Annotated in this window: 21 protein-coding genes and 1 pseudogene; 9 read left to right on the plus strand and 13 right to left on the minus strand. The window is 69.5% G+C overall.

Annotated features, from left to right (window positions below):
* Positions 1 to 20: 20 nt before the first annotated feature.
* From KZ686_RS05945 to ilvA, 5 genes and pseudogenes are all read right to left on the minus strand, one after another.
* Entirely contained in the window at positions 21 to 512 is a 492-nt protein-coding gene (locus KZ686_RS05945; protein WP_265633508.1) for a hypothetical protein, read from the minus strand.
* A gap of 11 nt (positions 513 to 523) precedes the next feature.
* Complete coding sequence (locus KZ686_RS05950; RefSeq protein WP_265633509.1) at positions 524 to 826, minus strand: hypothetical protein; 303 nt, start codon at positions 824 to 826, stop codon at positions 524 to 526.
* A gap of 49 nt (positions 827 to 875) precedes the next feature.
* A pseudogene (locus tag KZ686_RS05955) lies at positions 876 to 1,190 on the minus strand (helix-turn-helix domain-containing protein); the annotation flags it as partial.
* A 125-nt stretch (positions 1,191 to 1,315) separates the two neighbouring features.
* Entirely contained in the window at positions 1,316 to 2,149 is an 834-nt protein-coding gene (gene queF, locus KZ686_RS05960) for an NADPH-dependent 7-cyano-7-deazaguanine reductase QueF (RefSeq protein WP_226108550.1), read from the minus strand.
* A gap of 218 nt (positions 2,150 to 2,367) precedes the next feature.
* The gene (ilvA, locus tag KZ686_RS05965; protein ID WP_265633228.1) at positions 2,368 to 3,906 is read right to left on the minus strand and encodes a threonine ammonia-lyase, biosynthetic; all 1,539 of its coding nucleotides are present in this window, start codon (positions 3,904 to 3,906) and stop codon (positions 2,368 to 2,370) included.
* Positions 3,907 to 4,246: 340 nt separating this feature from the next.
* Between ilvA and otsB the strand changes: the two genes are divergently transcribed.
* From otsB to otsA, 3 genes are all read left to right on the plus strand, one after another.
* A complete protein-coding gene (gene otsB / locus KZ686_RS05970; protein ID WP_265633229.1) occupies positions 4,247 to 5,170 on the plus strand; it encodes a trehalose-phosphatase in 924 nt (307 codons plus the stop codon).
* Positions 5,171 to 5,289: 119 nt separating this feature from the next.
* Positions 5,290 to 7,047: a glycoside hydrolase family 15 protein gene (locus KZ686_RS05975; RefSeq protein ID WP_265633420.1), complete on the plus strand. Its 1,758-nt coding sequence runs from the start codon at positions 5,290 to 5,292 to the stop codon at positions 7,045 to 7,047.
* A 55-nt stretch (positions 7,048 to 7,102) separates the two neighbouring features.
* Complete coding sequence (gene otsA, locus KZ686_RS05980; protein ID WP_149320151.1) at positions 7,103 to 8,494, plus strand: alpha,alpha-trehalose-phosphate synthase (UDP-forming); 1,392 nt, start codon at positions 7,103 to 7,105, stop codon at positions 8,492 to 8,494.
* A 93-nt stretch (positions 8,495 to 8,587) separates the two neighbouring features.
* Here the strand turns inward: otsA and KZ686_RS05985 are convergent, their stop codons facing one another.
* The 8 genes from KZ686_RS05985 to KZ686_RS06020 form a co-directional block, all read right to left on the minus strand.
* A complete protein-coding gene (locus KZ686_RS05985) occupies positions 8,588 to 9,196 on the minus strand; it encodes a nucleotidyltransferase family protein (protein ID WP_149320152.1) in 609 nt (202 codons plus the stop codon).
* A complete protein-coding gene (locus tag KZ686_RS05990; protein ID WP_149320153.1) occupies positions 9,178 to 10,206 on the minus strand; it encodes an XdhC family protein in 1,029 nt (342 codons plus the stop codon). The genes KZ686_RS05985 and KZ686_RS05990 overlap by 19 nt, the downstream gene beginning before the upstream one ends.
* Entirely contained in the window at positions 10,179 to 10,772 is a 594-nt protein-coding gene (locus KZ686_RS05995; RefSeq protein WP_149320154.1) for a CoxG family protein, read from the minus strand. Before KZ686_RS05995 ends, KZ686_RS05990 begins: the two co-directional genes overlap by 28 nt.
* Complete coding sequence (locus KZ686_RS06000) at positions 10,763 to 12,016, minus strand: vWA domain-containing protein (RefSeq protein WP_407648537.1); 1,254 nt, start codon at positions 12,014 to 12,016, stop codon at positions 10,763 to 10,765. The genes KZ686_RS05995 and KZ686_RS06000 overlap by 10 nt, the downstream gene beginning before the upstream one ends.
* Before the next feature lie 156 nt (positions 12,017 to 12,172).
* Positions 12,173 to 13,081: an AAA family ATPase gene (locus KZ686_RS06005; protein WP_226108545.1), complete on the minus strand. Its 909-nt coding sequence runs from the start codon at positions 13,079 to 13,081 to the stop codon at positions 12,173 to 12,175.
* A gap of 168 nt (positions 13,082 to 13,249) precedes the next feature.
* The gene (locus KZ686_RS06010; protein WP_265633231.1) at positions 13,250 to 14,149 is read right to left on the minus strand and encodes an FAD binding domain-containing protein; all 900 of its coding nucleotides are present in this window, start codon (positions 14,147 to 14,149) and stop codon (positions 13,250 to 13,252) included.
* Between the two features lie 17 nt (positions 14,150 to 14,166).
* The gene (locus tag KZ686_RS06015) at positions 14,167 to 16,629 is read right to left on the minus strand and encodes a xanthine dehydrogenase family protein molybdopterin-binding subunit (RefSeq protein ID WP_265633232.1); all 2,463 of its coding nucleotides are present in this window, start codon (positions 16,627 to 16,629) and stop codon (positions 14,167 to 14,169) included.
* A gap of 13 nt (positions 16,630 to 16,642) precedes the next feature.
* Positions 16,643 to 17,191, minus strand: coding sequence for a (2Fe-2S)-binding protein (locus KZ686_RS06020; protein WP_150084480.1), 549 nt, complete (start codon positions 17,189 to 17,191; stop codon positions 16,643 to 16,645).
* Between the two features lie 408 nt (positions 17,192 to 17,599).
* Between KZ686_RS06020 and KZ686_RS06025 the strand changes: the two genes are divergently transcribed.
* The 6 genes from KZ686_RS06025 to ubiE all read left to right on the plus strand — a co-directional run bounded on the left by KZ686_RS06025 (position 17,600) and on the right by ubiE (position 26,192).
* Positions 17,600 to 18,178 (plus strand): YqaA family protein, encoded by a 579-nt coding sequence (locus KZ686_RS06025; protein WP_149320159.1) that lies wholly within the window; start codon positions 17,600 to 17,602, stop codon positions 18,176 to 18,178.
* Positions 18,179 to 18,334: 156 nt separating this feature from the next.
* Positions 18,335 to 22,309, plus strand: coding sequence for an FAD/FMN-binding oxidoreductase (locus KZ686_RS06030; protein ID WP_265633233.1), 3,975 nt, complete (start codon positions 18,335 to 18,337; stop codon positions 22,307 to 22,309).
* Between the two features lie 10 nt (positions 22,310 to 22,319).
* Positions 22,320 to 22,778, plus strand: coding sequence for an HIT family protein (locus KZ686_RS06035; protein WP_265633234.1), 459 nt, complete (start codon positions 22,320 to 22,322; stop codon positions 22,776 to 22,778).
* A 228-nt stretch (positions 22,779 to 23,006) separates the two neighbouring features.
* Complete coding sequence (locus KZ686_RS06040; protein ID WP_265633235.1) at positions 23,007 to 24,935, plus strand: ABC transporter ATP-binding protein/permease; 1,929 nt, start codon at positions 23,007 to 23,009, stop codon at positions 24,933 to 24,935.
* A gap of 61 nt (positions 24,936 to 24,996) precedes the next feature.
* Positions 24,997 to 25,416: a gamma-butyrobetaine hydroxylase-like domain-containing protein gene (locus KZ686_RS06045; protein ID WP_149320275.1), complete on the plus strand. Its 420-nt coding sequence runs from the start codon at positions 24,997 to 24,999 to the stop codon at positions 25,414 to 25,416.
* A 44-nt stretch (positions 25,417 to 25,460) separates the two neighbouring features.
* Positions 25,461 to 26,192, plus strand: a complete 732-nt coding sequence (gene ubiE / locus KZ686_RS06050; protein WP_149320274.1) for a bifunctional demethylmenaquinone methyltransferase/2-methoxy-6-polyprenyl-1,4-benzoquinol methylase UbiE — start codon at positions 25,461 to 25,463, stop codon at positions 26,190 to 26,192.
* Positions 26,193 to 26,205: the final 13 nt, after the last annotated feature.

The raw sequence follows: 26,205 nt of genomic DNA on the forward strand, positions 1-26,205 counted from the left end.
GCGGTGCGGGTCGGTGGTGGTCAGCGGCGATCGGCGGCGCGGCCCTTGCGGCGATCGGTGGGCCGCACCTCAGGGCGGGCAGAGGAGACGGCAGAGGGCACGGCATCGGGCGCGGCACCGGGCACGGCAGAGGGCACGGCAGAGGGGACGGCAGAGGGCACGGCAGAGGGGACGGCAGAGGGGACGGCACGTTCCGCGGGACGGATGCCATGCGTCAGCAGCGCGCGCGCATGCGCGACCATGGCGTCGACATCGACGGCGTCGGCCCCCGGCAGGCGCCGCCAGATATGGCCGGTGGCCAGCGGCAGCAGCGCCAGGCCGATCACCGAGACCATCAGCAGCGGCGGGGCCAGCGCGGCGTCGATCCGGCCGCGCTCGCGCGCCTCGCTCAGCGCGGCGACCACGACGCCCAGGCGCTGCAGCCCGAAGCGCTGCATCACGCGTTCGCGCAGCTGGCCCTCGCCGGTGACGATCTCGCGCACCCAGAGGGCCGGAAACCATGGCGTGGCCACCGCCGCGCGGATCAGCCGTTCGGCGATGCCGGCCAGCAGCGCGGCGGGGTCGGCAACCGCGCCCGAAGCATCGATATCGGCTCCTGCCCTTGAACCGGCTCCGGCCCTGTCCCCGGCTTTGGCGGCGGCCTTCGCACCAGCACCGCCCCCGGCGCCAGCACCAGCACCAGCGCCAGCACCAACGTCAGCACCAGCACCAACGCCAGCACCAGCACCAGCACCAGCACCAGCACCAGCACCAGCACCAGCAGCAGCACCAGCACCAGCACCAGCACCGGCACCAGGCGCGGCGTCGCCCGGCTCAGCCTGCGCAAAGACCCGGTCCACCAGCGGCCCGAGGCGTTCCTCGGCCACCGCGTCCAGCAGACGGCCCCGGTCGCCGAAGTAGTAGTGGACCAGCGCCGGCGTCACGCCGGCGCGGGCCGCGATGGCCTTGACCTGGGTCGCGGCAATGCCGTGCTCGGCAAACAGCGTCACGGCGGCGTCCAGCAGGCGCTCGCGCTGGTCCTCGGCGGCAAGCGTACGGCCCGGGCCGCGCGGCGGCGCGCTGCCGAGGCCCTTGCCCGCCGGGGCGCTGCGCCCGGGACGGCCGGGGCGCCGTAACGGCGCGGGCTGCTGCGGCGAAGCAGGGAGGGCGGCGGGAGAAGCGGCGGAAGAGCGGGAGCGGCGGGCGGTCATGGTCGGAAGGATCTGGTGTGCTGGATATTAATTGGCGCATTAATTAATTCAAGCCCTGTTACAAAGAAGGCCGGCGCAGCGCTGTCGCGCCGACGCCGGCCCGGCCTTGTCTTCGGAGAGGGGCCTTATTGCCGCGCGTTGCGCCGGTTATCCGGCCACGGCGTGTTGAAGTTGGTGCGGAATGGATTGATGTCCAGGCCGCCGCGCCGCGTATAGCGCGCGTAGACGGCCAGCTTGACCGGCTTGCACTGGCGCAGCACGTCCATGAAGATGCGCTCGACGCACTGCTCGTGGAACTCGTTGTGATTGCGGAACGAGATCAGGTACTTCAGCAGCCCTTCCTGGTCGATCGGCGCGCCGACATAGCGGATCTGCACGCTGCCCCAGTCCGGCTGCCCGGTGACCAGGCAGTTCGACTTGAGCAGATGCGAGACCAGCGTCTCCTCGACCGGCGTCTCTTCCTGGTCGGCGCGCAGCAGCTGCGGCGCCGGCTCGTAGATGTCGGTCTCGATGTCGAGGCGGTCCAGCAGCAGGCCGTCGAGCTCGCCCATCTGCTGGCGGCCGAAGTCCGGCTCGGCCGTCAGGCGCACCTGCACCGCGCCGCCGGTCGCTTCGGACAGGTCGTTGCGCAGCAGCTGCTGCAGCGCCTCCGGCGATTCCAGCCGGGTCTGGTTGAAGCTGTTCAGATACAGCTTGAACGACTTCGATTCGACGATGTTCGGCGTGTCGGCCGGGATGATGAAGCTCGCCAGCGCGACCTGCGGCTTGCCCTTCGGATTGAGCCACGACAGCTCGTAGGCATTCCAGATGTCCACGCCGAAGAACGGCACCGCGCGGCCGTCGGGCAGGCCGATCTCGGCGCGCTTGGGCGCGCGCGGGATCGGAAACAGCAGGCTGGCGTCGTACTCGGTCTTGTAGGCCGAGACTTTGCCCAGCGGCGAATGTTCGGGCACGGTCATGAGGACTCCTGTCGGGGTTCCGCCATTCAGCGGTTCAGCGGTTCAGCGGTTCGGCGGTTCAGCGGTTCAGCGGTTCAGCGGTTCGGCGGTTCAGCGGTTCGGCGGTTCAGCGGTTCGGCGGTTCGGCGGGTCGGCGGTTCGGCGATCCGTCGATCAAGCGATTTCCGCAATCCGGCGGTTCGGCCACCCGGCGTGACGGCGGCGGACGGCAGCCGCCGTCACGCCAGGAACAGCTTGTAGACCGGATTGTCGGTTTCTTCCCAGTGTAAGTAACCGAGCGTGGCAAGGAAGGCCCGGAATTCGCGCTTCTCGTTCTTCGGCACCTGGATGCCGACCAGGATGTTGGACGTGTCGGCGCCCTGGTTGCGGTAGTGGAACAGGCTGATGTTCCAGTTCGGGCTCATGCTCGACAGGAACTTCATCAGCGCGCCCGGACGCTCGGGAAATTCGAAGCGGTACAGCAGCTCGTCCTGGGCCAGCGCGGAGTGCCCGCCGACCATATAGCGGATGTGCTGCTTGGCCAGTTCGTCGTTGGACAGGTCCAGCGCCGCGAAACCATGGCGGCGGAAGCTCGCGGCGATCTTGTCGCTCTCGGCGCGGCTGCCGATCTGCACGCCGACGAAGATGTGGGCGAGCTGGTTGTCGGCGATGCGGTAGTTGAACTCGGTCACGTTGCGCGTGCCCAGCTGCTCGCAGAAGCGGCGGAAGCTGCCGCGCTCCTCGGGGATGGTCACCGCGAACACCGCCTCGCGCGCCTCGCCGACCTCGGCCCGCTCGGCCACGAAGCGCAGGCGGTCGAAGTTCATGTTGGCGCCCGAGGCGATCGCCACCAGGTTCTTGCCCTTGAGCTTCTCGCGCTCGGCATAGGCCTTCAGGCCGGCGACGGCCAGCGCGCCCGAGGGCTCCAGGATGCTGCGGGTGTCCTGGAACACGTCCTTGACGCCCGCGCACAGCGCGTCGGTGTCGACCAGCACGATCTCGTCGACCAGTTCGCGCGCGATGCGGAAGGTTTCCTTGCCGGCCAGCTTGACCGCGGTGCCGTCCGAGAACAGGCCCACGTCCTTGAGTTCGACGCGCTTGCCGGCCTCGATCGAGCGCTTCATCGCGTCGGAGTCGACCGTCTGCACGCCGATCACCTTGATTTCGGGCCGCACGGCCTTGATGTACGACGCCACGCCGGCGATCAGCCCGCCGCCGCCGATGGCGACGAACACCGCGTGCAGCGGGCCCGGGTGCTGGCGCAGGATTTCCATCGCCACGGTACCCTGGCCGGCGATCACCTCGGGATCGTCGAACGGATGGATGAAGGTCAGCTTGTGCTTGCGCTGCAGTTCGGCGGCGTGCTGGTAGGCGTCGCTGTACGACTCGCCGTGCAGCACGACCTGCACCCATTTGCCGCCGTGCTTGCGCACCGCGTCGATCTTGACCTGGGGCGTCGTCACCGGCATCGCGATGATGGCCTTGCACTCCATCCGCGCCGCGGCCAGCGCGACGCCCTGCGCGTGATTGCCGGCCGAGGCGGCGATCACGCCGCGCTTGAGTTCGTCGGCGCTCAGCGAGGCCATCTTGTTGTAGGCGCCGCGCAGCTTGAACGAAAACACCGGCTGGGTGTCCTCGCGCTTGAACCAGACCCCGTTGCCAATTCGCGCCGACAGTTCGCGGGCGTAGGTCAGCTCGGTCTCCTGCGCCACGTCGTACACCTTGGCGGTCAGGATCTTCTTCAGGTAGTCGGGTTTGCTGGCTGTCTTGCGGGTCATGTCGACGACCGGCGCGGGGCCGGATTGGATGGACGGAGGAAGGCGGAGGGCCGGCGCCGGGGGCGGGGCGCAGGGCGGCTCGGGGTCGCGGCGCGCGATGCTTGCGCCGCCCCGGCATCGGCCTTGGCGTTCGGGAAACCGCTAATGATAAAGGATCGGGCGGCGTCGGGTCCGCATGGCGCCCGGTGCTACGCCATGGTGCAGGCCCCCTGGCGTGCCGCACCGCCGCGGTGCTCGCGGGGCGTCGCGGCCGGCGGCGTGCGTGCGCCGGTGACCCATCCGCCTTGTAGGACGCCATCCGGTGGACGCTCGTCAAGCTAACGTGATACGGTGTGCGGCGATGTCATCCCTTCCGCTGATCGATCCCGATAACGCGCTATTCCTCGACTTCGACGGCACGCTGGCCGACCTGGCGCCACGCCCGGAGCTCGTGCAGGTCGAAGCGGGACTGGTGGGAACGCTGCGCACGCTGCACCGGCAGCTGGGCGGCGCGGTCGCGATCGTATCGGGGCGCACCATCGCCGAACTTGACGCCTTCCTGGCCCCGCTGCAACTGCCCACCGCGGGCGTGCATGGCGCCGAACTGCGCGACGCCGAGGGCCGGCGGCTCGAAGTCCCCGCCCCCGACCTGGACCGGCTGCACCGGCGGCTCGAGGATTTCGCGCAGGCCCATCCCGGCCTGCGGCTCGAACGCAAGCCGATGGCGCTGGCGGTCCACTACCGCGCCGCGCCGGAGCTCGAGACGCTGGTGCGCGAACAGGTCGCCCAGGCGCTGGGCGATGTCAGCGGACTCGAAATGCTCCACGGCAAGATGGTGGTCGAGGTCAAGCCGGCCGGCGTCACCAAGGGCAGCGCGGTCGAGCTGATCATGCGCTCGCCGCCGTTTGCCGGCCGCATGCCGATCTTCGCCGGCGACGACGTGACGGACGAGGACGGCTTCGCGATGGTCGCCCATCTGGGCGGGGTCGGCGTGCTGGTCGGCCAGCGGCCGAGCGCCGCCACCGTCAGCGTGCCGGCGCCCGCGGACCTGCGCGCCTGGCTGCATCGCAGCGCGAAGGCGCTCGATGGCGGTGCGGCCGGTGGTGCCGGTGCCGCCGGCGAGGGCGGCGAGGCTGGCGGGCCATCTTCCGCGCATGCCGCCGGCGCCGACACCCATGCCGGCACCGATGCCGGCACCGATATCGACGCCGCTCCCGCCGCTGCCGCGGCAGCGGCGCCGTCCGGCAGCGGCACCAATCCATCCGCGTCCACCACCTCATCCTGACAAGGGGGAAGTTTGTGAGTCAGCCTGAATCCGGGGTAGCACGCAACCGCGCCGACGAGATCAACAGCGACGGCACACAGCAGGGCGGGCGATATTGCCCGCCTTCGCTATCGCTGGGCATGATCGGCAACTGCGCCTTCTCGGCGCTGGTCGATTCGCGCGGCCGCATCGTCTGGTGCTGCCTGCCGCGCTTCGACGGCGATCCGGTCTTCAACGCGCTGCTGGATCCGAGCGAGAACGCCGGCCACTTCTCGATCGAGATCGAGGACTTCGCCGAATCGCGCCAATGGTACGAGCCGAATACCGCGGTGCTGCGCACGCGCCTGACGGACCGTCACGGCAATTGCCTCGAGATCACCGATTTCGCGCCGCGTTTTTTCCGCCTCGGCCGCTATTTCCGTCCGCTGACGCTGGTGCGGCGCATCCGCCCGGTCAAGGGCGCGCCGCGCGTGCGGGTCTGCATCGCGCCGCGCTTCAACTGGGGCCGCACGGTGCCGCAGACCTCGCGCGGCAGCAGCCACGTCCGCTTCGTCGGCGACGACATGACGCTGCGCATGACCACCGACGCGCCGCTGACCTATGTGATGGCCAACACGCCGTTCCTCGTCACGCAGGGCATGAACTTCATCCTCGGCCCCGACGAGACGCTGCAGCACGGCGTCGACGAGACCGCGCGCGACTTCGAGCAGGAGACCATCTCGTACTGGAAGCTGTGGACGCGCCGGCTGGCGGTGCCGCGCGAATGGCAGGACGCGGTGATCCGGGCCGCCATCACGCTGAAGATGTCGCTGTACGAGGAGACCGGCGCGATCGTCGCCGCGATGACCACCAGCATTCCCGAGGCCCCGCACAGCGGCCGCAACTGGGACTATCGCTTCTGCTGGCTGCGCGACGCCTTCTTCGTGATCCGCGCGCTCAACAGCCTGTCCGAAGTCGGCACCATGGAGGACTATCTGCGCTGGATGTCCAATGTGGTGATGCAGTCCAAGGACGGCCATATCCAGCCGCTGTACGGCATCGGCCTCGAACGCGAGCTGCCCGAGAGCGTGCTCGAACATGTCGCCGGCTACCGCGGCATGGGGCCGGTGCGGGTCGGCAACCAGGCGCAGGAACACTTCCAGCACGACGTCTACGGCAACGTGGTGCTCGGCGCCGCGCAGGCCTTCCACGACCACCGGCTGCTGCATCGCGGCGGCCCGGCCGAATACCGCGTGCTGGAGCAGGTCGGCGAACAGGCGGTGCGCGTGTTCGGCACGCCCGATGCCGGCATGTGGGAGCTGCGCACGCGCGCCCGGGTGCATACCTCGTCCGCGCTGATGAGCTGGGCGGCCTGCGACCGGCTCGCCAAGATCGGCGACGAGCTGCGGCTGCCGGCGCGCGCGGCCTACTGGCGCAAGCATGCGGACACGATGCGCGAGCGCATCCTGCGCGAATCGTGGAGCGAGGAACGCCAGGCCTTCGCCGAGAGCTTCGGCGGACGCGAGCTCGACGCCAGCGTGCTGCTGATGGCCGAGGTCGGCTTCATCGATCCGCGCGACGCGCGCTTCGTCGCGACCCTCGAACGGCTGGAAGAGGTGCTGTGCGACGGCCCCTACATGCGCCGCTACGAGGCGCCCGACGATTTCGGCAAGCCCGAGACCGCCTTCAACATCTGCACCTTCTGGCGGATCGATGCGCTCGCGCGCATCGGCCGCAAGGAACAGGCACGCGAGATCTTCGAGGCGATGCTGGCCGCGCGCAATCCGCTCGGCCTGCTGTCCGAGGACACGCATCCGGTCACCGGCGAAATGTGGGGCAACTTCCCGCAGACCTATTCGATGGTCGGCCTGATCAACGGCGCGATGCGCCTGTCGTCGCCATGGGACGCGGTGATCTGAGCCGGCCCCGATTCACCGGGCGGCGCGCGCCGGCGCGCCGCCACACAGGAGGCCTATGTCAAGACTGGTAGCGGTATCCAACCGCGTCGCCGACCCCCGCAATGCCGCCGCCGGCGGTTTGGCGGTGGCGCTCGGCGAAACGCTGAATGCCACCGGCGGGCTCTGGTTCGGCTGGAGCGGCCGGGTCGTCGAGACCGCGCAGGGTGGCACGCCCGGAGAAGGCGAACTGCATCTGCAGCATGCCGGCGACGTAACGCTGGCCACGGTCGACCTGAGCCGCGAGGACCACGACGCCTACTACCTCGGCTACAGCAACGGCGTGCTATGGCCGGTGTTCCACTACCGCGTCGATCTGGCCGATTTCGACGCCGGCCATCTGAACGTCTACCGCCGCGTCAACCAGCTGTTCGCGCGCAAGCTGGCGCCGCTGCTGCGGCCGGACGACATGATCTGGATCCACGACTATCACCTGATTCCGCTGGCCGCGGAACTGCGGGCGATGGGATGCGGCCAGCGCATCGGTTTCTTCCTCCATATCCCGCTGCCGCCACCGCCAATCCTGACCACCATTCCGCAGCACGAATGGCTGATGCGCGCGCTGTTCGCCTACGACCTGATCGGCTTCCAGAGCCAGGCCGACCTCGAGCACTTCGCGCGCTACGCGCAGTCCGAGGCCGGCGCCGAGCCGATGGGCGACCACCGCTACCGCGCCTTCCATCGCACCGTGCGGGCGCAGGCGTTTCCGATCGGCATCGACGTCGACGAATTCGTCTCGCTGGGCAAGGGCCACGAGGCCCAGGAAACCTACGAGATGATGATGGCCCAGTACGCGCGCCGGCGGCTGCTGCTGGGCGTGGACCGGATGGACTATTCGAAGGGGCTGCCGGAGCGGCTGAAGGCGTTCCAGGCGCTGCTGGCGCAGTATCCCGAGAACCGTTCGAGCGCCACGCTGATCCAGATCGCGGCGCCCTCGCGCGAGTCCGTCGACGCCTATGCCGATCTGCGCCGCCAGCTGGAGGGCATGTCCGGGGCGATCAACGGCGAGTATGGCGAGCTCGACTGGATGCCGATCCGCTATATCCACCGCACCACGTCGCGCCGGCGCCTGCCCGGGCTGTGCCGCGCGGCGCGCGTCGCGCTGGTGACGCCGCTGCGCGACGGCATGAACCTGGTCGCCAAGGAATATATCGCCGCGCAGGACCCGGACGATCCCGGCGTGCTGGTGCTGTCGCGCTTCGCCGGCGCTGCCGAGCAGCTCAAGGAAGCGCTGCTGGTCAATCCCTACGACATCCAGGGCACCGCGCAGGCGATCCAGCAGGCGCTGCACATGCCGCTGGCAGAGCGGCAGAGCCGCCATCAGAAGCTGCTCGAGAACATCCGCGCCCAGGACGTGCACTGGTGGAGCCGCGAATACCTGCGCAGTCTTGCGGAGAGCGATCAGGGGTGATGGGGCACTCCATCTTTTTTCCGTCGCCCCAACCCTCTCCCCCTGAGGAGGAGAGGGAGAACGCAATCAGCTAGCGGGCCGCGCCCGCAGCCGTCAGCGCAGGTCCTCGGGCGTATCGATATCCCTGAAGGCGCCGTCGTGATCGGTCAGGATGCGTGTCACCGCCCGGCCCTGCAGCAGCGCGCGGGCGCCCTCGTCGCCGTCCAGCCGCAGCAGCGCGTCGCGCCACGCGCGGCCGAACGCCACCGGGTGGCCGCGCCGGCCGTCGCGCCACGGCGCGGCAATCGCTTCGGCGCTGGCCTCCGGCGTGACGATGCTCAGCGCCACCGCGCGCACCAGTTCGACCGGTAGCCACGGCATGTCGGCCAGCGCCACCAGCCAGCCGGCCGCCTGTTCGCTGGCCGTGACCGCCGCCGCCAGCGCGGCACCCATGCCGGCCTCGGCGCGCGCCGAGGCAACGACCTTGCAGCCGCCCTCGCTCAGTTCCCGTTCCAGTTCGGGTTGTCCCGGCCGCACGACGGCGATCGCGCCAGGCAGCGCGGTGGCCAGCGTGCGGGCGCTGTGCCAGGCCACCGTGCGTCCGTCCGGCAGCGCCTGCAGCAGCTTGTTGCGCGCGCCGCTGGCATCGAAGCGGCGGCCGTAGCCGGCGGCCAGCAGGATGCCGGCCGGCAGATCGGAATCGATCAGCGGCCCGGACTGCATGCGCTCGCCTCGTTGGCGGCCAGTTCGCGCGCGGCCTTGGCGCCCTCGACCTGCAGGATGTCGGGCAGCGACACGTGGTTCTTCGCCGCCACCACCTCGGCCAGGATCGAGATCGCGATCTCCGGCGGGGTGCGGCTGCCGATATAGATGCCGACCGGCCCATGCAGCCGCGCCAGCTGCGCGTCGTTCAGGTCGAATTCCTTCAAGCGCTCGCGCCGCGCCTGGTTGTTGCGGCGCGAGCCCAGCGCGCCGACATAGAACGCGCGCGTGCGCAGCGCCTCCATCAGCGCGAGATCGTCGAGCTTGGGGTCGTGCGTCAGCGCGATCACCGCGCAGCGCTCGTCCAGCTTCATCTCGATCACGGTGTCGTCCGGCATGGTGCGCACCATGGTGACGCCGGGAATGTCCCAAGTCTCGGTGTATTCCTCGCGCGGATCGCAGACGGTGACCTGGAAGCCGAGGCCGACCGCGATCTGGCACAGGTACTTCGAAAGCTGGCCGGCGCCGATCACCAGCATCCGGTAGCGCGGCCCGTGGATCGTCGCCAGCGTGCGGCCGTCGAAGGTCAGGCCGTCGGTGGCCTCGGCAGGGCCCAGCGTGGCCTTGCCGGTCTCCATGTCGAGCGTGCGGGTCACCAGCCTGCCGTTCTCGACCGCGTCCAGCAGCTCGGCCAGTCCGCTGTCGGCGCTGACCGGCTCGGCGACCAGCTCGATCGTGCCGCCGCAGGGCAGGCCGAAGCGGTGCGCCTCCTCGGCGCTGATGCCGTACTTGATCGCCTCCGGCGCGCGGGCCGCGATGCCCTCGCGCCGGACCCGGTCGATGATGTCGTCCTCGATGCAGCCGCCCGACACCGAGCCGACCACCAGCCCGTCGTCGCGCACCGCCAGCATCGCACCCTCGGGGCGGGGCGACGAGCCCCAGGTCCTGACCACCGTGACGAGCAGCGTGCGGTGGCCCTCGGCGGTCCAGCGCACGCTGCTTTTCAGGACTTCGAGATCCACGCTGTCCATGATCGCTTCCGTTTGGTTTGTTCGCCTGCTTGTTTGTCAGCCGGTTCGCCGGCGGCAGTGGCTTGGTTCGATTCGCCCGCCAAAGGTTCACCGGCTTCGCCTGCCTGTCCGTCGGCCGGCTGCTGGCCGCCGCTGACCGCCTCGGAAAAGCGCGTGAAGAAGGTGTCCGCCATCTTGCGCGCGGCGCCGTCGACCAGCCGCGAGCCGATCTGCGCGATCTTGCCGCCGACCTGCGCCTGCACCGTGTACGACAGCACGGTCTCGTCGCCGTCGGGGTCCAGCCGCACCTTCGCGGTGCCCTTGCCGAAGCCGGCCGCGCCGCCCTGGCCGTCGAACGCGATGGTATAGCTGTCCGGCGCCTGGATGTCCTGCAGCGCCATCCGGCCCTTGAACTTCGCCTTCACCGGCCCGATCGCGGCCGTCATGCTGAGCAGATAGGCGTTGTCGCCATCGGGCTCGATACTCTCACATCCCGGAATGCAATGCTGGAGCAGGGCCGTGTCGTTCAACGCCTCCCAGGCGACCTGCTGCGGCACCGGCAGCCGGTGGGTTTGGGTCATTTCCATGGTGCGGTGTTCTCCTTGTCGTTGGGGGCTCGCCGGCCCGGGGCCGGACCGGGGCGCTGTTGCGCCACGGAATGCGATGCGGAATGCGATGCGGAAGGCGGCGCCGCCAGCAGCGAATCCAGCGCGAACAGGCTGGCCAGGTTGTGGGCGGGGCGCAGCGCGTCGACATGCGGCAGGATCGCCTGCACGCCGCGCGCCTGCGGCGTGAAGCCCGCGTAGCGCAGCAGCGGATTCAGCCAGACGATGCGATGGGCGAAACGCCGCAGGCGCGCCATCTCGTCGCCGAGCAGGTCGATCCGTTCGTGATCGAGGCCGTCGGTGACCAGCAGCACAGTGGCGCGGCCGCCCAGCGTGCGGCGCGCCCACTGGCGGTTGAAAGTCGCCAGCGCGGCGCCGATGCGCGTGCCGCCGGCCCAGTCTCTCACCTGCTGCGAGATGGCCTCGACCGCGTCGTCCGGATCGCGCTCGCGCAGCGCCCGGCTGACATTGGTCAGCCGCGTGCCGAACAGGAAGACCGACAGCCGCTCGCGCGATTGCATCAAGGCATGGCAGAAGTACAGCACCGCACGCGAATACTGGCTCATCGATCCCGAGATATCGAGCAGCAGCACCAGCGGCGGGCGGCGCTCGGCGTGGCGGCGATATTTCCAGCGCATCCATTCGCCGTGCTGGCGCACCGCCAGACGCGCGCTGGCGCGCAGGTCGGCATGGGTGCCGTGCGCGGCGGCGCGCAGCCGGCGCGTGCGCTCGGTGGCCAGATGCGTGCGGCGCGAGCGGATCAGGTGCTGCAGCGCGCGCCATTCGTCGGCCGACAGCGTGTCGAAGTCGCGCTGCGCCAGCCGCTCCTGCGCCGAGAAGGTCAGCACCGCACCGATGCGCTCCTCGGCAGGCGAGGGCACCGGTGCGGGTTGTGCGCCAGGCGGCTCGCGCGCGGCCAGCGCATCGGCGAGCCGATTGCTGCGGCGGGGCGGCGGTGCGCCGGCCTCGACGCGCGGCAGCAGCAGCGCGCGCAGCTTGCCCTCCCAGTCGGGGTCGCGCCAGAACAGGTCGAAGGCGGCGTCGAACAGCGGGCGTTGATCTGGGCCGGACAGCATCAGCGCCGCCAGCGTGGCGTGCACCTCGTCGCGCCGGCCCAGGTCGACATGCCGCAGCGCCTGCAGCGCGTCGACCGCCTGCGCCGGCGACAGCGGCAGGCCGGCCGCGCGCAGCAGCCGTACGAAATGGGTGATATTGCGGGCCAGCACCGGCAGGGGCGGCGGCAGCGCCGCCGGCGCGACCGGCGTGGCGTGCCCGACCGGTGGACCCGGCGGCTCCGGCGGGACCGGCGCCGCCGCCGCGTCCGGCGCTGTCCCCGAACGAGGCTCGGGCGGAGTCGCGTCGGCTGGCTGGCGCGGCGTCATTCAGCGCTCCCCGGCCGGCTCCGTCGGCGTGCCGGCCAGCAGTTCGGCTACCGTCGGCCCGTCGACGCGCGCGAGATCGTCCTGGTACTTGAGCAGGACCCCGAGCGTGTCGCGCACCGAATCGGGATCCAGCTCGGTCACGCCGAGCGCCGCCAGCGCGCGGCACCAGTCGATCGCCTCGGCGATGCCGGGCGCCTTGAACAGATCGATGCCGCGCAGGCGGTGCACGAAGTCGATCGCCTGTGTCTGCAAGGCGGCCGCGGCCTCTGGTGCGCGGGCGGCGACGATGTCGAGCTCGCGCTGGCGCTCGGGATAGCCGATCCAGCGATAGAGGCAGCGGCGCTTGAGCGCGTCGTGCACCTCGCGCGTGCGGTTCGACGTGATCACGATCAGCGGCGGGCGTTGCGCGGCGATGCGGCCGATCTCCGGGATCGACACCTGGTATTCGGACAGCACCTCGAGCAGGAAGGCCTCGAACGGTTCGTCGGCGCGGTCGATCTCGTCGATCAGCAGCACGCGCGGCACCGCAGGAGCGGCCGGGTCGGGCAGCAGCGCCTCCAGCAGCGGGCGCTTGAGCAGGAATTCGTCGCGGTACAGCGATTGCGCCTCGGGCCGCTCGCCGCGCGCCTCGGCCAGCCGCAGCGCCATGATCTGGCGCGGATAGTCCCATTCGTACAGCGCGCTGGCGGCGTCGAGCCCTTCGTAGCACTGCAGGCGCAACAGCCTGGTGCCGAGGCCCGCGGCGATCGCCTGCGCCAGCGCGGTCTTGCCGACGCCGGGTTCGCCTTCCAGGAACAGCGGGCGCTGCATCTTCAGCGCGAGGAACAGCACGGTCGCGGTCTCGCGGTCGGCGAAATATTGCTCGCGCTGGAGCAGCGTCAGGGTCTGGTCGATCGAATCGGGCAGCATGAAGGCGAGGTCGGGCGATGGCTGGCGATGGCTATGGCTGGCAGGCGGGCGGCGCGCTGATAAACGAAATCAGGTTCGCAGGGGGAAAGACTGCGGCGGGACGGCGGACCGGCGAGCCGCTGTCCTTCACGGCCCGCCGCGCCGCTTCACGTCCCGCCCCGCCCCGCTTCAGGGCGATGGCGTGGACGACTGCGAGGAGGCCTGCATGGACGATTGCCCCAGCGCCTGCTCGACCGCCCGCGCCGCCAGCACCGGAATCAGATGCGCCCGGTACTCGGCGGACCCATGCAGGTCGTCGTTCAGGCCCTCGGCCGGGATCGTCACCGCGCGGGCGGCCGCCGCGCTGAAGTCGGCCGACAGCGCCCGCTCCAGCGGCTCGCAGCGGAACACCGCGTCGGCGGCGCCGGTCACGGCAACGCGCACGTCGCCGCCGTTGCCACCGCTACCACCGTTGCCACCGCCGCTGCCGTTCGCAGCGCCGCCGCCGACGCCACGCGCCACCATCACGCCGACCAGCGCAAAGCGCGAGGCCGGGTTGCGGAACTTGACGTAGGCCGCCTGCCGCGGACAGGGGAAGCGCACCGCGGTGATCAGCTCGTCCGGCTCGAGCGCGGTCTCGTACATGCCGACGAAGAAATCGTCGGCGGCGATGCTGCGCCGGTCGGTCACCACGGTGGCGTTTAGCCCGAGCACCGCTGCCGGATAGCAGGCGGCCGGATCGTTGTTGGCGATCGAGCCGCCCAGCGTGCCGAGCGCGCGCACCTGGCGGTCGCCGATGCCGCCGGCCAGCGCGGCCAGCGCCGGCAGCCGGCGTTTGACCTCGGGGTGCGCCTCGACATCGGCGTGTCGCGCGCCGGCGCCGATCACCAGCGTGTCGCCCTCGACGCGGATATCGCGGATGCCGGGAATGCGGTTGATATCGACCAGCGTCGATGGCGCGGCCAGCCGCAGCTTCATCGCGGCGATCAGGCTCTGTCCGCCCGCCACGATCTTGGCGTCGGGGTCGTTGCGCAGCAGCGCGGCCGCGGCCTGGGCATCGGTCGCGCGTTGGAACTCGAATGCGTACATGGAAGTCTCCTCGCGCGTCAGATGGTCCGGGCCGCGGTGGCGGTCTGGCCGGTGGTCTGGTTCGCGGCCTGGCCCGCGGCCGGGGAAGCCCCCTGCGTGCCGCCGCCCTGCCTGGCCGCGTGGATCGCCTGCCAGACCCGGTGCGGGGTCGCGGGCATCTGCAGGTCGCGCACGCCCAGCGGCGACAGCGCGTCGATCAGCGCGTTGATGAAGGCCGGCGGCGAGCCGATCGCGCCGGCCTCGCCGCAGCCCTTGACGCCCAGCGGGTTGTGCGTGCACGGCGTGCCCTGCGCGGTCTCGACGGTGAAGTCGGGCAGATCGGCCGCGCGCGGCATCGCGTAGTCCATGTACGAGCCGGTCAGCAGCTGGCCGCTGTCGCCGTCGTAGACGCACTGCTCGAGCATCGCCTGCCCCAGCCCCTGGCCGATGCCGCCGTGCACCTGCCCCTCGACGATCATCGGATTGATGATGTTGCCGAAGTCGTCGACAGCGGTGAACTTGACCACCTGGGTCTCGCCGGTGTCCGGGTCGACCTCGACCTCGCAGACATAGGCGCCCGACGGATAGGTGAAGTTGGTCGGGTCGTAGAACGCGTTCTCGTTCAGGCCCGGCTCCAGCCGGTCGAGCGGGTAATTGTGCGGCACGTAGGCCGACAGCGCGACCTCGCCGAAGGTCTTGCTGCGGTCGGTGCCGGCCACGCGGAACACGCCGTTGCTGAACTCGATGTCGTCGGCCGACGCTTCGAGCAGGTGCGCGGCGATCTGCTTGGCCTTGGCCTCGATCTTGTCGAGCGCCTTGACGATGGCCGAGCCGCCCACCGCCAGCGAACGCGAGCCGTAGGTGCCCATGCCGAACGGCACGCGGCCGGTGTCGCCGTGCACCACCTCGACGGCGTCGAGCGGGATGCCGAGCCGGTCGGCCACCACCTGCGCGAAGGTGGTCTCGTGGCCTTGCCCGTGGCTGTGCGAGCCGGTGAAGACGGTCACGGTGCCGGTCGGATGGACGCGGATCTCGCCGACCTCGAACAGGCCGGCGCGCGCGCCGAGCGCCCCGGCGATATTGGACGGCGCCAGCCCGCATGCCTCGATGTAGCAGGAATAGCCGAGACCGCGCAGCTTGCCCCGGCGCTGGGCTTCGTCGCGGCGCGCCGGGAAGCCGGCCACGTCGGCCAGTTCCTGCGCGCGCTGCAGGCAGGGCTCGTAGTCGCCGGTGTCGTAGGTCAGGCCGACCGGCGTGGCATAGGGAAAGCTGCGGATGAAGTTGCGGCGGCGCAGTTCGGCCGGATCGATGCCGAGCTCGCGCGCCGCGGTCTCGACCAGGCGCTCGACCACATAGGTCGCCTCGGGCCGGCCCGCGCCGCGATAGGCGTCGACCGGCGCGGTATTGGTGAACACCGCCGTGACCTCGGCGTAGATCGCCGGGGTCGCGTACTGGCCGGCCAGCAGCGTCGCGTACAGGATCGTCGGCACGCTGGAGGCGAAGGTCGACAGGTAGGCGCCCATGTTGGCGGTCGTGTGGACCCGCATCGCCAGGAACTTGCCGTCGGCATCGAGCGCCAGTTCGGCGCGCGTGACATGGTCGCGGCCGTGGGCGTCGGTCAGGAAGGACTCCGAACGCTCGGCGGTCCACTTGATCGGCCGCTTGACTTTCTTCGACGCCCAGGTCAGCGCGACGTCCTCCGGATACAGGAAGATCTTCGAGCCGAAGCCGCCGCCCACGTCGGGCGCGATCACGCGCAGCCGCGATTCCGGCAGGCCCAGCACGAAGGCGCCCATCAGCAGCCGCTCGACGTGCGGGTTCTGGCTGGCGACGTACAGCGTATAGCTGTCGTCCATGCGGTTGTAGCTGGCGTTGACCGCGCGTGGCTCGATCGCGTTGGGGACCAGCCGGTTGTTGACGATCTCCAGCGTGGTCACGTGCGCGGCCTTGGCAAACGCCGCATCGGTGGCCGCGCGATCGCCATGGCCCCAGACGTAGCAGGTGTTGGCCGGCACGTCGTCGTGCACCAGCGCGGTGGCCGAGGTCGCGTCGGCGGTGCGCACCACCGCCGGCAGCTCCTCGTAATCGACCTCGATCTTCTCGGCGGCGTCGCGCGCCTGCTGCAGCGTCTCGGCCACCACCAGCGCGACCTGGTCGCCGACATGGCGGACCTTGCCCTGGGCCAGCACCGGATGCGGGGGCTCCTTCATCGGCGAGCCGTCGATGCTGTGGATCAGCCAGCCGCAAGGCAGGCCGCCGACCTTGTCGGCCGCCATGTCCTCGCCGGTGAAGACGCCGATCACGCCCGGCGAGGCCATCGCCTCGCGCGTGTCGATCGAACGGATGCGCGCATGCGCGTAGGGCGAGCGGACGAAATAGCCGTAGCTCTGCTGCGGCTGCACGATGTCGTCGGTGTACTGGCCGATGCCGGTCAGGTAGCGGTAGTCTTCCTTGCGCTTGACGGAGGCGCCGACCAGCCGTTGGGTCTCGGGTGCGTTCATGGCGGGCTCCTCCTTACTCGGCCGCTGCGGTGGCCGCTGCGTTGGTCGGTGCCGTGGCCGATGCGTTGGCCGATGCGTTGGCCGATGCAGCGCCGCCGGTCATCGCGGCCTGGCCCTGCTGCACCGCGCGCACGATGTTGTGATAGCCGGTGCAGCGGCACAGGTTGCCGTCCAGATGCGCGCGGATCGTCGCGGCGTCCGCGTTCGGGTGCTCCTGCACCAGCGCGGTCGCGCTCATCACCATGCCGGGCGTGCAGAAGCCGCATTGCAGGCCGTGGCAGTCGCGGAAGGCGGCCTGCATCGGATGCAGTTCGCCGTCGGGGGCCAGCCCCTCGATGGTGGTCACCTGGCTACCGTCCGCCTGCACCGCCAGCAGGTTGCACGACTTCACCGCCCGCCCGTCCAGATGCACGGTGCAGGCGCCGCATTGCGCGGTGTCGCAGCCGACATGGGTGCCGGTCAGGCGCAGCTGTTCACGCAGGAATTGGACGAGAAGGGTGTGGGGTTCGACCTGGGCGTCGACGGTCTTGCCGTTGACGGTCAGGCGGATGGGAATCGCCATGCTGGTCTCCATGTGGGTGGACGCACATGGCCGGCCCCGGACATCCCGCGTGTATCCCGAAAATGCGCGATGACTGCCCGGAACAGGCTACGGCGCGGTGCTGCCGCTTGTTGGAACGCGGCTATTTCGTGATGGTGGTGCAGCGAGTGTTACAGCAACGATGCAGCTAACGATGCAGCGGTCAATCCGGGCGACGGGCGATCCGCCGCGGTCCATCGGCCGGTGAACGTTCGGGCCGAAAAGGCTCTAACAGTAAATCACAAATCCCTGGGGTGTGCCATGCGGGTTGCCCCGTTCGGCGCTTGCTAGAATGGCCGGCCGCGTGGGCGGGGCAGGTCCGGCATGACCTTGTCGCCGACGGCCACCGTACCCCTCTTCGAACCCTGCACCGAACCACCGCATTCATCGATGGAAGGCCTGATCGACTGGCTGTTCGACACCGCCGCGCTGCCCAAGGTTGGACTGAGCGCGATCTTTCTCGTCAGCCTGCTGTCGGCGACGTTGCTGCCGGTCGGCTCGGAGCCCGCAGTATTCGGCTATATCAAGCTCAATCCGGACATGTACTGGCCCGCGCTGCTGGTGGCCACCGCCGGCAACACGCTCGGCGGCGCGATCGACTGGTGGCTGGGCTATGCGGCCAAGCTGGCGCTGGTGCGCTACCACCTGCGGCGCCAGCATCGCGAACACGAGCGCGAGCATGCCGAGCACCGCAAGCATCCGCGCAAGCCCCGCAAGCCGCCGCTGGACGCGCGCTACTTCCGCTGGATGCGCCGGCTCGGCCCGAAGACGCTGCTGCTGTCCTGGCTGCCGATGTTGGGTGATCCATTGTGCACATTGGCCGGATGGCTGCGCCTGCCGTTCTGGCCGAGCCTGGGCTACATGGCGATCGGCAAGCTGCTGCGCTATCTGGCGATGACCAGCGCGCTGCTGTGGATTCCGGACAGCTTCTGGCAGCGGCTCGGCGACACCATGCGGGCCTGGTTCTAGACGGTCCGCCGATTCCCGCCGCCAGCCGGAGTGCCCATCGCCCCAGCGCGGGTATGGAATTGCTGCGCCGCGGAAAAACGGGGCGTTGCAGTACAATCGCGCTTTAGTTGACGACAGGCGCACCGTCCCCGTGCGCCGCATGCCGCGGTCCCGCCCATGAATGCCCCACTCGTGCTCGACGCCAAGCTCGCCGCGCAGGACGCCCCTCCGCGCCTGCGCGAGATCCCCTATAACTACACCTCCTTTTCCGACCGCGAGATCGTGATCCGCCTGCTGGGCGAGGAGGCCTGGCGGATCCTGGACGAACTGCGGGGCGAGCGCCGCACCGGCCGTTCGGCGCGGATGCTCTACGAGGTGCTGGGCGACATCTGGGTGGTCCGCCGCAATCCGTATCTGCAGGACGACCTGCTGGAGAACCCGAAGCGCCGCGAGATGCTGATCTCCGCGCTGCACCACCGGCTCGCCGAGATCGAGAAGCGCCGCGCCGCCGATCGCGCGGAGCATGCCGAGCCGGCCGCCGAGGACCGCTCGCACCGGGTCGAGCAGCTGGTCACCTTCGCCCGGCAGGCCATCGAGGAATTCAAGCGCGAGTTCACCGACGCCTACGACCTGCGCAAGCGCGCGTTGCGCGTGCTGGGCCGCGTCACGCAGAAGGACAACATCAAGTTCGACGGGCTCTCGCGCGTGTCGCACGTGACCGACGCCACCGACTGGCGCGTCGAATATCCGTTCGTGGTGCTGACCCCCGACAGCGAGGAAGAGATCGCCGGGCTGGTCAAGGGCTGCTTCGAACTGGGCCTGACCATCATTCCGCGCGGAGGCGGCACCGGCTATACCGGCGGCGCCGTGCCGCTGACACCGTTGTCGGCCGTCATCAATACCGAGAAGCTCGAACAGCTGGGTCCGGTCGAGGAGACCGACCTGCCGGGCGTGCAGGGCAAGGTCGCGACGATCTTCTCCGGCGCCGGCGTGGTGACGCGCCGCGTCGCCGACGCGGCCGACAAGGCGGGCCTCGTCTTCGCGGTCGATCCGACCTCGATCGACGCGTCGTGCATCGGCGGCAACGTCGCGATGAACGCCGGCGGCAAGAAGGCCGTGCTGTGGGGCACCGCGCTGGACAACCTGGCCTGGTGGCGCATGGTGGATCCGGAGGGCAACTGGCTCGAGGTCACGCGCCTGGACCACAACCTGGGCAAGATCCACGACGTGCCGGTGGCCACCTTCGAGCTCAAGTGGTTCGACGGCAATCGCGCCCCGGGCGAGAAGCTGCTGCGCAGCGAGACGCTGGCGATCGAGGGCCGCAAGTTCCGCAAGGAAGGGCTGGGCAAGGACGTCACCGACAAGTTCCTGGCCGGCCTGCCGGGCGTGCAGAAGGAAGGCTGCGACGGCATCATCACCAGCGCGCGCTGGATCCTGCATCGGATGCCGCGCCATATCCGCACGGTCTGCCTGGAGTTCTTCGGCCAGGCGCGCGACGCGATCCCGAGCATCGTCGAGATCAAGGACTTCCTCGATATCGAGTCGAAGACGCCGGGCGGCGCGATCCTCGCCGGCCTCGAGCATCTGGACGAGCGCTATCTGCGCGCGGTCGGCTACGCCACCAAGAGCAAGCGCAATGCCTTCCCGAAGATGGTGCTGATCGGCGACATCGTCGGCGACGACGAGAACGCGGTCGCGCGGGCCACCTCGGAAGTCATCCGCATGGCCAACGGCAAGAGCGGCGAGGGCTTCGTCGCGATCAGCCCGGAGGCGCGCAAGAAGTTCTGGCTCGACCGTTCGCGCACCGCCGCCATCGCGCGCCATACCAACGCCTTCAAGATCAACGAAGACGTGGTGATCCCGCTGAACCGGATGGGCGAATACACCGACGGCATCGAGCGCATCAATATCGAGCTGTCGATCAAGAACAAGCTCAAGCTCGCCGACGAGCTGGAGAGCTTCTTCGCGCGCGGCAACCTGCCGCTGGGCCGCAGCGACGACGCCAACGAAATCCCCAGCGCCGAACTGCTGGAGGACCGCGTGCAGCAGGCGCTGACGCTGCTGCGCGACGTGCGCGCGCGCTGGATGTACCTGCGCGACAACCTCGACACGCCGCTGACGCAGGCGCGCGCCGCGCTGATCGGCCATGGCCTGGGCCTGCTGGGCCAGGCCTTCGAGGCGCGCCTGGCGCAGCAGCCCGATGCCGCGGTGTTCCACCTGCTGCAGGACCGCACCATCCGCCTATCGTGGAAGAACGAGCTGCGCGCCGAGCTGCGCAAGATCTTCAACGGCGGCGAGTTCAAGCCGATCCTCGACGAGGCGCAGAAGATCCACAAGCAGGTGCTGCGCGGCCGTGTCTTCGTCGCGCTGCACATGCACGCCGGCGACGGCAACGTGCACACCAACATCCCGGTCAACTCCGACGACTACGACATGCTGCAGGACGCCCACAAGGCGGTGGCCCGCATCATGGCGCTGGCGCGCTCGCTGGACGGCGTGATTTCCGGCGAGCACGGCATCGGCATCACCAAGCTCGAATTCCTGACCGAGGAAGAGATCGGCGACTTCCGCCAGTACAAGCAGCGCGTCGATCCGCAGGGCCGCTTCAACAAGGGCAAGCTGCTGCCGGGCGCCGATCTGCGCAATGCCTACACGCCGTCGTTCGGCCTGATGGGGCACGAGTCGCTGATCATGCAGCAGAGCGACATCGGCGCGATCGCCGACAGCGTCAAGGACTGTCTGCGCTGCGGCAAGTGCAAGCCGGTGTGCGCCACGCACGTGCCGCGCGCCAACCTGCTGTACAGCCCGCGCAACAAGATCCTGGCCACCTCGCTGCTGATCGAGGCCTTCCTGTACGAGGAGCAGACCCGCCGCGGCGTGTCGATCAAGCACTGGGACGAGTTCTCCGACGTGGCCGACCACTGCACCGTCTGCCACAAGTGCGTGACGCCGTGCCCGGTCAAGATCGACTTCGGCGACGTGTCGATGAACATGCGCAACCTGCTGCGCAAGATGGGGCAGAAGAAGTTCAACCCCGGCACCGCGGCGGCGATGTTCTTCCTGAACGCGACCAACCCGCAGACCATCAACATGACCCGCAAGGTCATGATGGACTGGGGCTACAAGGCCCAGCGCGCCGGCAACGAGCTGATGAAGACGCTGGCGCGCAAGCAGACCGCGCATCCGCCCGCCACGGTCGGCAAGCCGCCGGTGCGCGAGCAGGTGATCCACTTCGTCAACAAGAAGATGCCGGGCAACCTGCCCAAGAAGACCGCGCGCGCGCTGCTCGATATCGAAGACAACGAGATCGTGCCGATCATCCGCAATCCGAAGGCCACCTCGGTCGAGAGCGAGGCGGTGTTCTACTTCCCGGGCTGCGGTTCCGAACGGCTGTTCTCGCAGGTGGGTCTGGCCACGCAGGCGATGCTGTGGCACGTCGGCGTGCAGACCGTGCTGCCGCCGGGCTATCTGTGCTGCGGCTATCCGCAGCGCGGCACCGGCCAGTTCGACAAGGCCGAGAAGATCGTCACCGACAACCGCGTGCTGTTCCACCGGGTCGCCAATACGCTGAACTACCTCGACATCAAGACGGTGGTGGTCAGCTGCGGCACCTGCTATGACCAGCTCGCCGGCTATGAATTCGAGAAGATCTTCCCGGGCTGCCGCATCATCGACATCCACGAATACCTGCTCGAGAAGGGCGTCAAGCTCGAGGGCGTGACCGGGGCGCGCTACATGTACCACGACCCCTGCCACACGCCGATCAAGACGATGGACCCGACCAGGCTGGTCAACCAGCTGATGGGCGGCAATGGCGAGGCCGGCAGCATCGAGAAGAACGAGCGCTGCTGCGGGGAATCGGGCACGCTGGCGGTGACCCGTCCGGACGTGTCGACGCAGGTCCGCTTCCGCAAGGAAGAGGAAATGCGCAAGGGCGCCGGCAAGCTGCGCGCCGACGGCTTCGACGGCGACGTCAAGATCCTGACCAGCTGCCCGTCGTGCCTGCAGGGCCTGTCGCGCTACAACGAGGACGCCTCGGTGCAGGCCGACTACATCGTGGTCGAGATGGCGCGCCATCTGCTGGGCGAGAACTGGATGCCCGACTACGTCGCCGCGGCCAACGCGGGCGGCATCGAGCGGGTCCTGGTGTGAGGGCCCGGCCATGAGCGCGGCGGAGCAGGGCGCGGCCCGCGCGGCGGGCTGCCCGCTTTGCGAAGGGGAGGGAGGCGAGCTGGCCTGGCAGGACCCGGGCCGGCGCGCCCGCGTGATCCTCGTCGAGCACGAGCGCTTTCCGGGCTTCTGCCGCGTGGTCTGGCAGGACCACGTGGCCGAGCAGACCGATCTGTCCGAGGCGGACCAGGCCTGGCTGATGCGGCTGGTGGCCCGCGTCGAACGCACCGTGCGCGACGTAATGGCGCCCGACAAGGTCAACCTGGCCGCCTTCGGCAACATGGTGCCGCACCTGCACTGGCACATCATCCCGCGCTATCGCTGGGATACCCACTTCCCCGAGGCGGTCTGGGCCGCGCCGCAGCGCGAGGGCGACGCGAGCCGCATCGAGGCGCTGCAGGCGCGGCTGCCGGCCTTGCGCGCGGCGCTGGCCGCGTTGCGAGCCGACTGACGCCGATCCCGACTGACGCCGATCCCGCATCGCGCTCCGGTCGCCCCGGCCGTCAACCCGGCTGTCAACCCGACGCGCCGCCAATGCGCTCAATAGGGATGTCTGCCCCGCGGGCGTGGAACCCGGCCGGGGCGGGCGCCGTCTGATGCCTGATCCGGCTGGATAGGCCGATGACGCCGTTTCCGCCAATTCCGCCGCTCCCGTTTTCCCCTTCGCCGACCCGACTTCATGTCCACGCCCACCACCGCTACCGTGCCCGGTCCGGCCGTTCCGGCCCGCGAGCTGCAGATCCAGAGCCGCCTGCGCTTTCGCGCGACCTGGGCGCTGATCAAGCCCTACTGGAAATCCGAGGACCGCAAGGCCGGCCTCGGGCTGTTGCTGCTGCTGGTCGCGCTGAACCTGGGCATCGTCTACATCAACGTGCTGCTCAACGAGTGGAACCGCGTGTTCTACAACGCGCTGGAGCAGCGCGACTACGCCTCGTTCAAGGATCTGCTGCTTCGGTTCAGCATGATCGCGGCCTGCTTCATCGTCGCCGCGATCTTCCGCCAGTACTACACGATGATGCTGCAGATGCGCTGGCGGACCTGGATGACCAACCAGTTCCTCGGCAAGTGGCTGGCCTGGCAGGCCTACTACCGCATCGAGCAGACCCACGCCACCGACAACCCCGACCAGCGGCTGGCCGATGACCTGCGGCTGTTTACCGACGGCGCGCTGTCGCTGTCGCTCGGCCTGCTCAATTCGGTGGTCACGCTGGTGTCCTTCGTCGGCATCCTGTGGGCGGTGTCCGGGCCGATCAGCTTCGCGCTGGGCGGCACGACGATGACGATCCCCGGCTACATGGTCTGGTTCGCCGGCGGCTACGCGGTGCTCGGCTCGCTGCTGACGCACTGGATCGGCCGGCCGCTGATCGGCCTGAATTTCCAGCAGGAGCAATACGAAGCGAACTTCCGTTTCTCGCTGGTGCGGCTGCGCGAAAACGCGGAGCCGGTCGCGCTCTATCGCGGCGAGCCCACCGAGCAGGCCGGGCTGCGCGCGCGCTTCGAGCAGATCCGCGTCAACTGGAACCAGCTGATGTTCTATACGCGGCGGCTGACCTTCATCAGCTCGGGCTACGGCCAGTTCGCCATCATCTTCCCGATCCTGGTGGCCGCGCCGCGCTATTTCGCCGGCAAGATGACGCTGGGCGGGCTGATGCAGATGTCGACCGCCTTCGGCCAGGTGCAGGGCGCGCTGTCGTGGTTCGTCGACAACTACGCGACGCTGGTCGGCTGGAAGGCCGCGTCGAACCGCCTGATCGATTTCCAGCACGCGATTCGCGAGGCCCAGCGGCAGGAGCGCCTGCACGACGGCGAGCACGACATCCAGGTCAACGTCGGCGAGGCGCACGCGGGCGGGCGCGACCGCATCGAGATCGACGCGCTGGCGCTGGCCCTTCCGGTCCTGTCCGGCCCCGGCCTGCCGGTGGTCAAGCGGCCGCTGGTGTCGGCGTTCTCGCTGACGATCGAGCGCGGCGAGCGCTGGCTGGTGACCGGTCCGTCGGGCTGCGGCAAGAGCGTGCTGTTCCGCGCGCTGGCCGGCATCTGGCCATACGGCAGCGGCTCGGTGGCGATGCCGGCGGCGTCGCGCACGTTGTTCCTGCCCCAGCGCAGTTATCTGCCGGTCGGCACGCTGGCCGACGCGCTGGCCTATCCGCAGGCCGGCGACGCGCATCCGGCCGAGGCGCTGCGCGACGCGCTGCGCCAGGCCCAGCTCGGCGCGCTCGCCAACCAGCTGGACGTGTTCGACAACTGGGCGCTGCGGCTGTCGCCCGGCGAGCAGCAGCGGCTGGCGTTCGCCCGCGCGCTGCTGTGCAAGCCCGATTTCCTGTTCCTCGACGAGGCCACCAGCGCGCTCGACGAGGAAACCGAGCGTGCCATGTACCAGCTGATGGTCGACGCGCTGCCCGGCGCGGCAATCGTCAGCATCGCGCACCGCAGCACGGTCGCGGCCTTCCACAATCGCCGCCTGCGCTATCTGCCGGAGCGCGAGACCTTGCAGTCCGATGGCGCGGCCGATGGCGTGGCGACCGAGGCCGGCGTGCCCCGGCCGGCGCTGGAAGATGGGCAAGGCGGGTCGCGTGCGGTAAGCTATCGGGTCGTACAAGAAGCGTGAACTCGGCGTGAGTCCCGACCCGGGGCCCGGGTTCGCGCCAACACGGCTGGCGCCGACAATCATGGCAGGACTGGAAAAAGATACCCCGCACCCCACCGCGCTGACGGTCCATACGCAATCGCGCGTGCTGGAAATCGGCTTCGACAATGGCGCCAGCTTCCGGCTGCCGTTCGAGTACCTGCGGGTCTATTCGCCGTCCGCCGAGGTGCAGGGCCACGGCCCGGGCCAGGAAGTGCTGCAGACCGGCAAGCGCGACGTCAACGTGACCGCGGTCGAGCCGGTCGGCAACTACGCGATCCTGATCCGCTTCTCCGACGGCCACGACAGCGGCATCTATTCCTGGGATCTGCTGTACCGCCTCGGCGCCGAGCAGGAGGCGCTGTGGCAGGACTACCTGCGGCGGCTCGAGGCCGCCGGCGCCGATCGCGACACGCCGATGCCGCCCGCCGCGGCGCACGGCCACGGCTGCGGCCACCACTGAGCCGGCCGGTCCCCACCGACTCCCCTGGATTTCTGGAGCCAGCGATGAGCGAAACCCACTTCGGGTTCGAGAAGGTCGACGAGACCGAGAAGGCCGGCAAGGTTGCCGGCGTGTTCCATTCGGTCGCGTCGAAGTACGACCTGATGAACGACCTGATGTCGGGCGGCATGCACCGTCTGTGGAAGCTGTTCACGATCGCCCAGGCCGGCGTGCGGCCGGGCCACAAGGTGCTCGACATCGCCGGCGGCACCGGCGACCTGGCCAAGGCATTCGCCCGCCAGGCCGGCCCGACCGGCGAGGTCTGGCTGACCGACATCAACGAATCGATGCTGCGCGTCGGCCGCGACCGGCTGCTGAACGACGGCATCGTGACGCCGACCTGCCTGTGCGACGCCGAGCGGATCCCGTTCCCGGACAATCACTTCGACCTGGTCACCGTGGCCTTCGGCCTGCGCAACATGACCCACAAGGACCGGGCGCTGGCCGAGATGCGGCGCGTGACGAAGCCTGGCGGCAAGGTCATGGTGCTGGAGTTCTCCAAGGTCTGGAAGCCGCTGGAAAAGGCGTACGATGTCTATTCGTTCAAGGTGCTGCCCTGGCTGGGCCAGCGCGTCGCGGGCGACGCCCACAGCTACCGGTATCTCGCCGAGTCGATCCGCATGCACCCCGACCAGGGGTCGCTTGTGCGGTTGATGGAACAAGCGGGCCTCGAGAACGTCGAATACTTCAACCTGACGGCAGGCGTGGTCGCCTTGCATGTCGGCCGTAAGTACTGAATCAGCGCCGATT

Source organism: Cupriavidus cauae (assembly GCF_026210475.1).
Taxonomy (GTDB): Bacteria; Pseudomonadota; Gammaproteobacteria; order Burkholderiales; family Burkholderiaceae; genus Cupriavidus; species Cupriavidus cauae.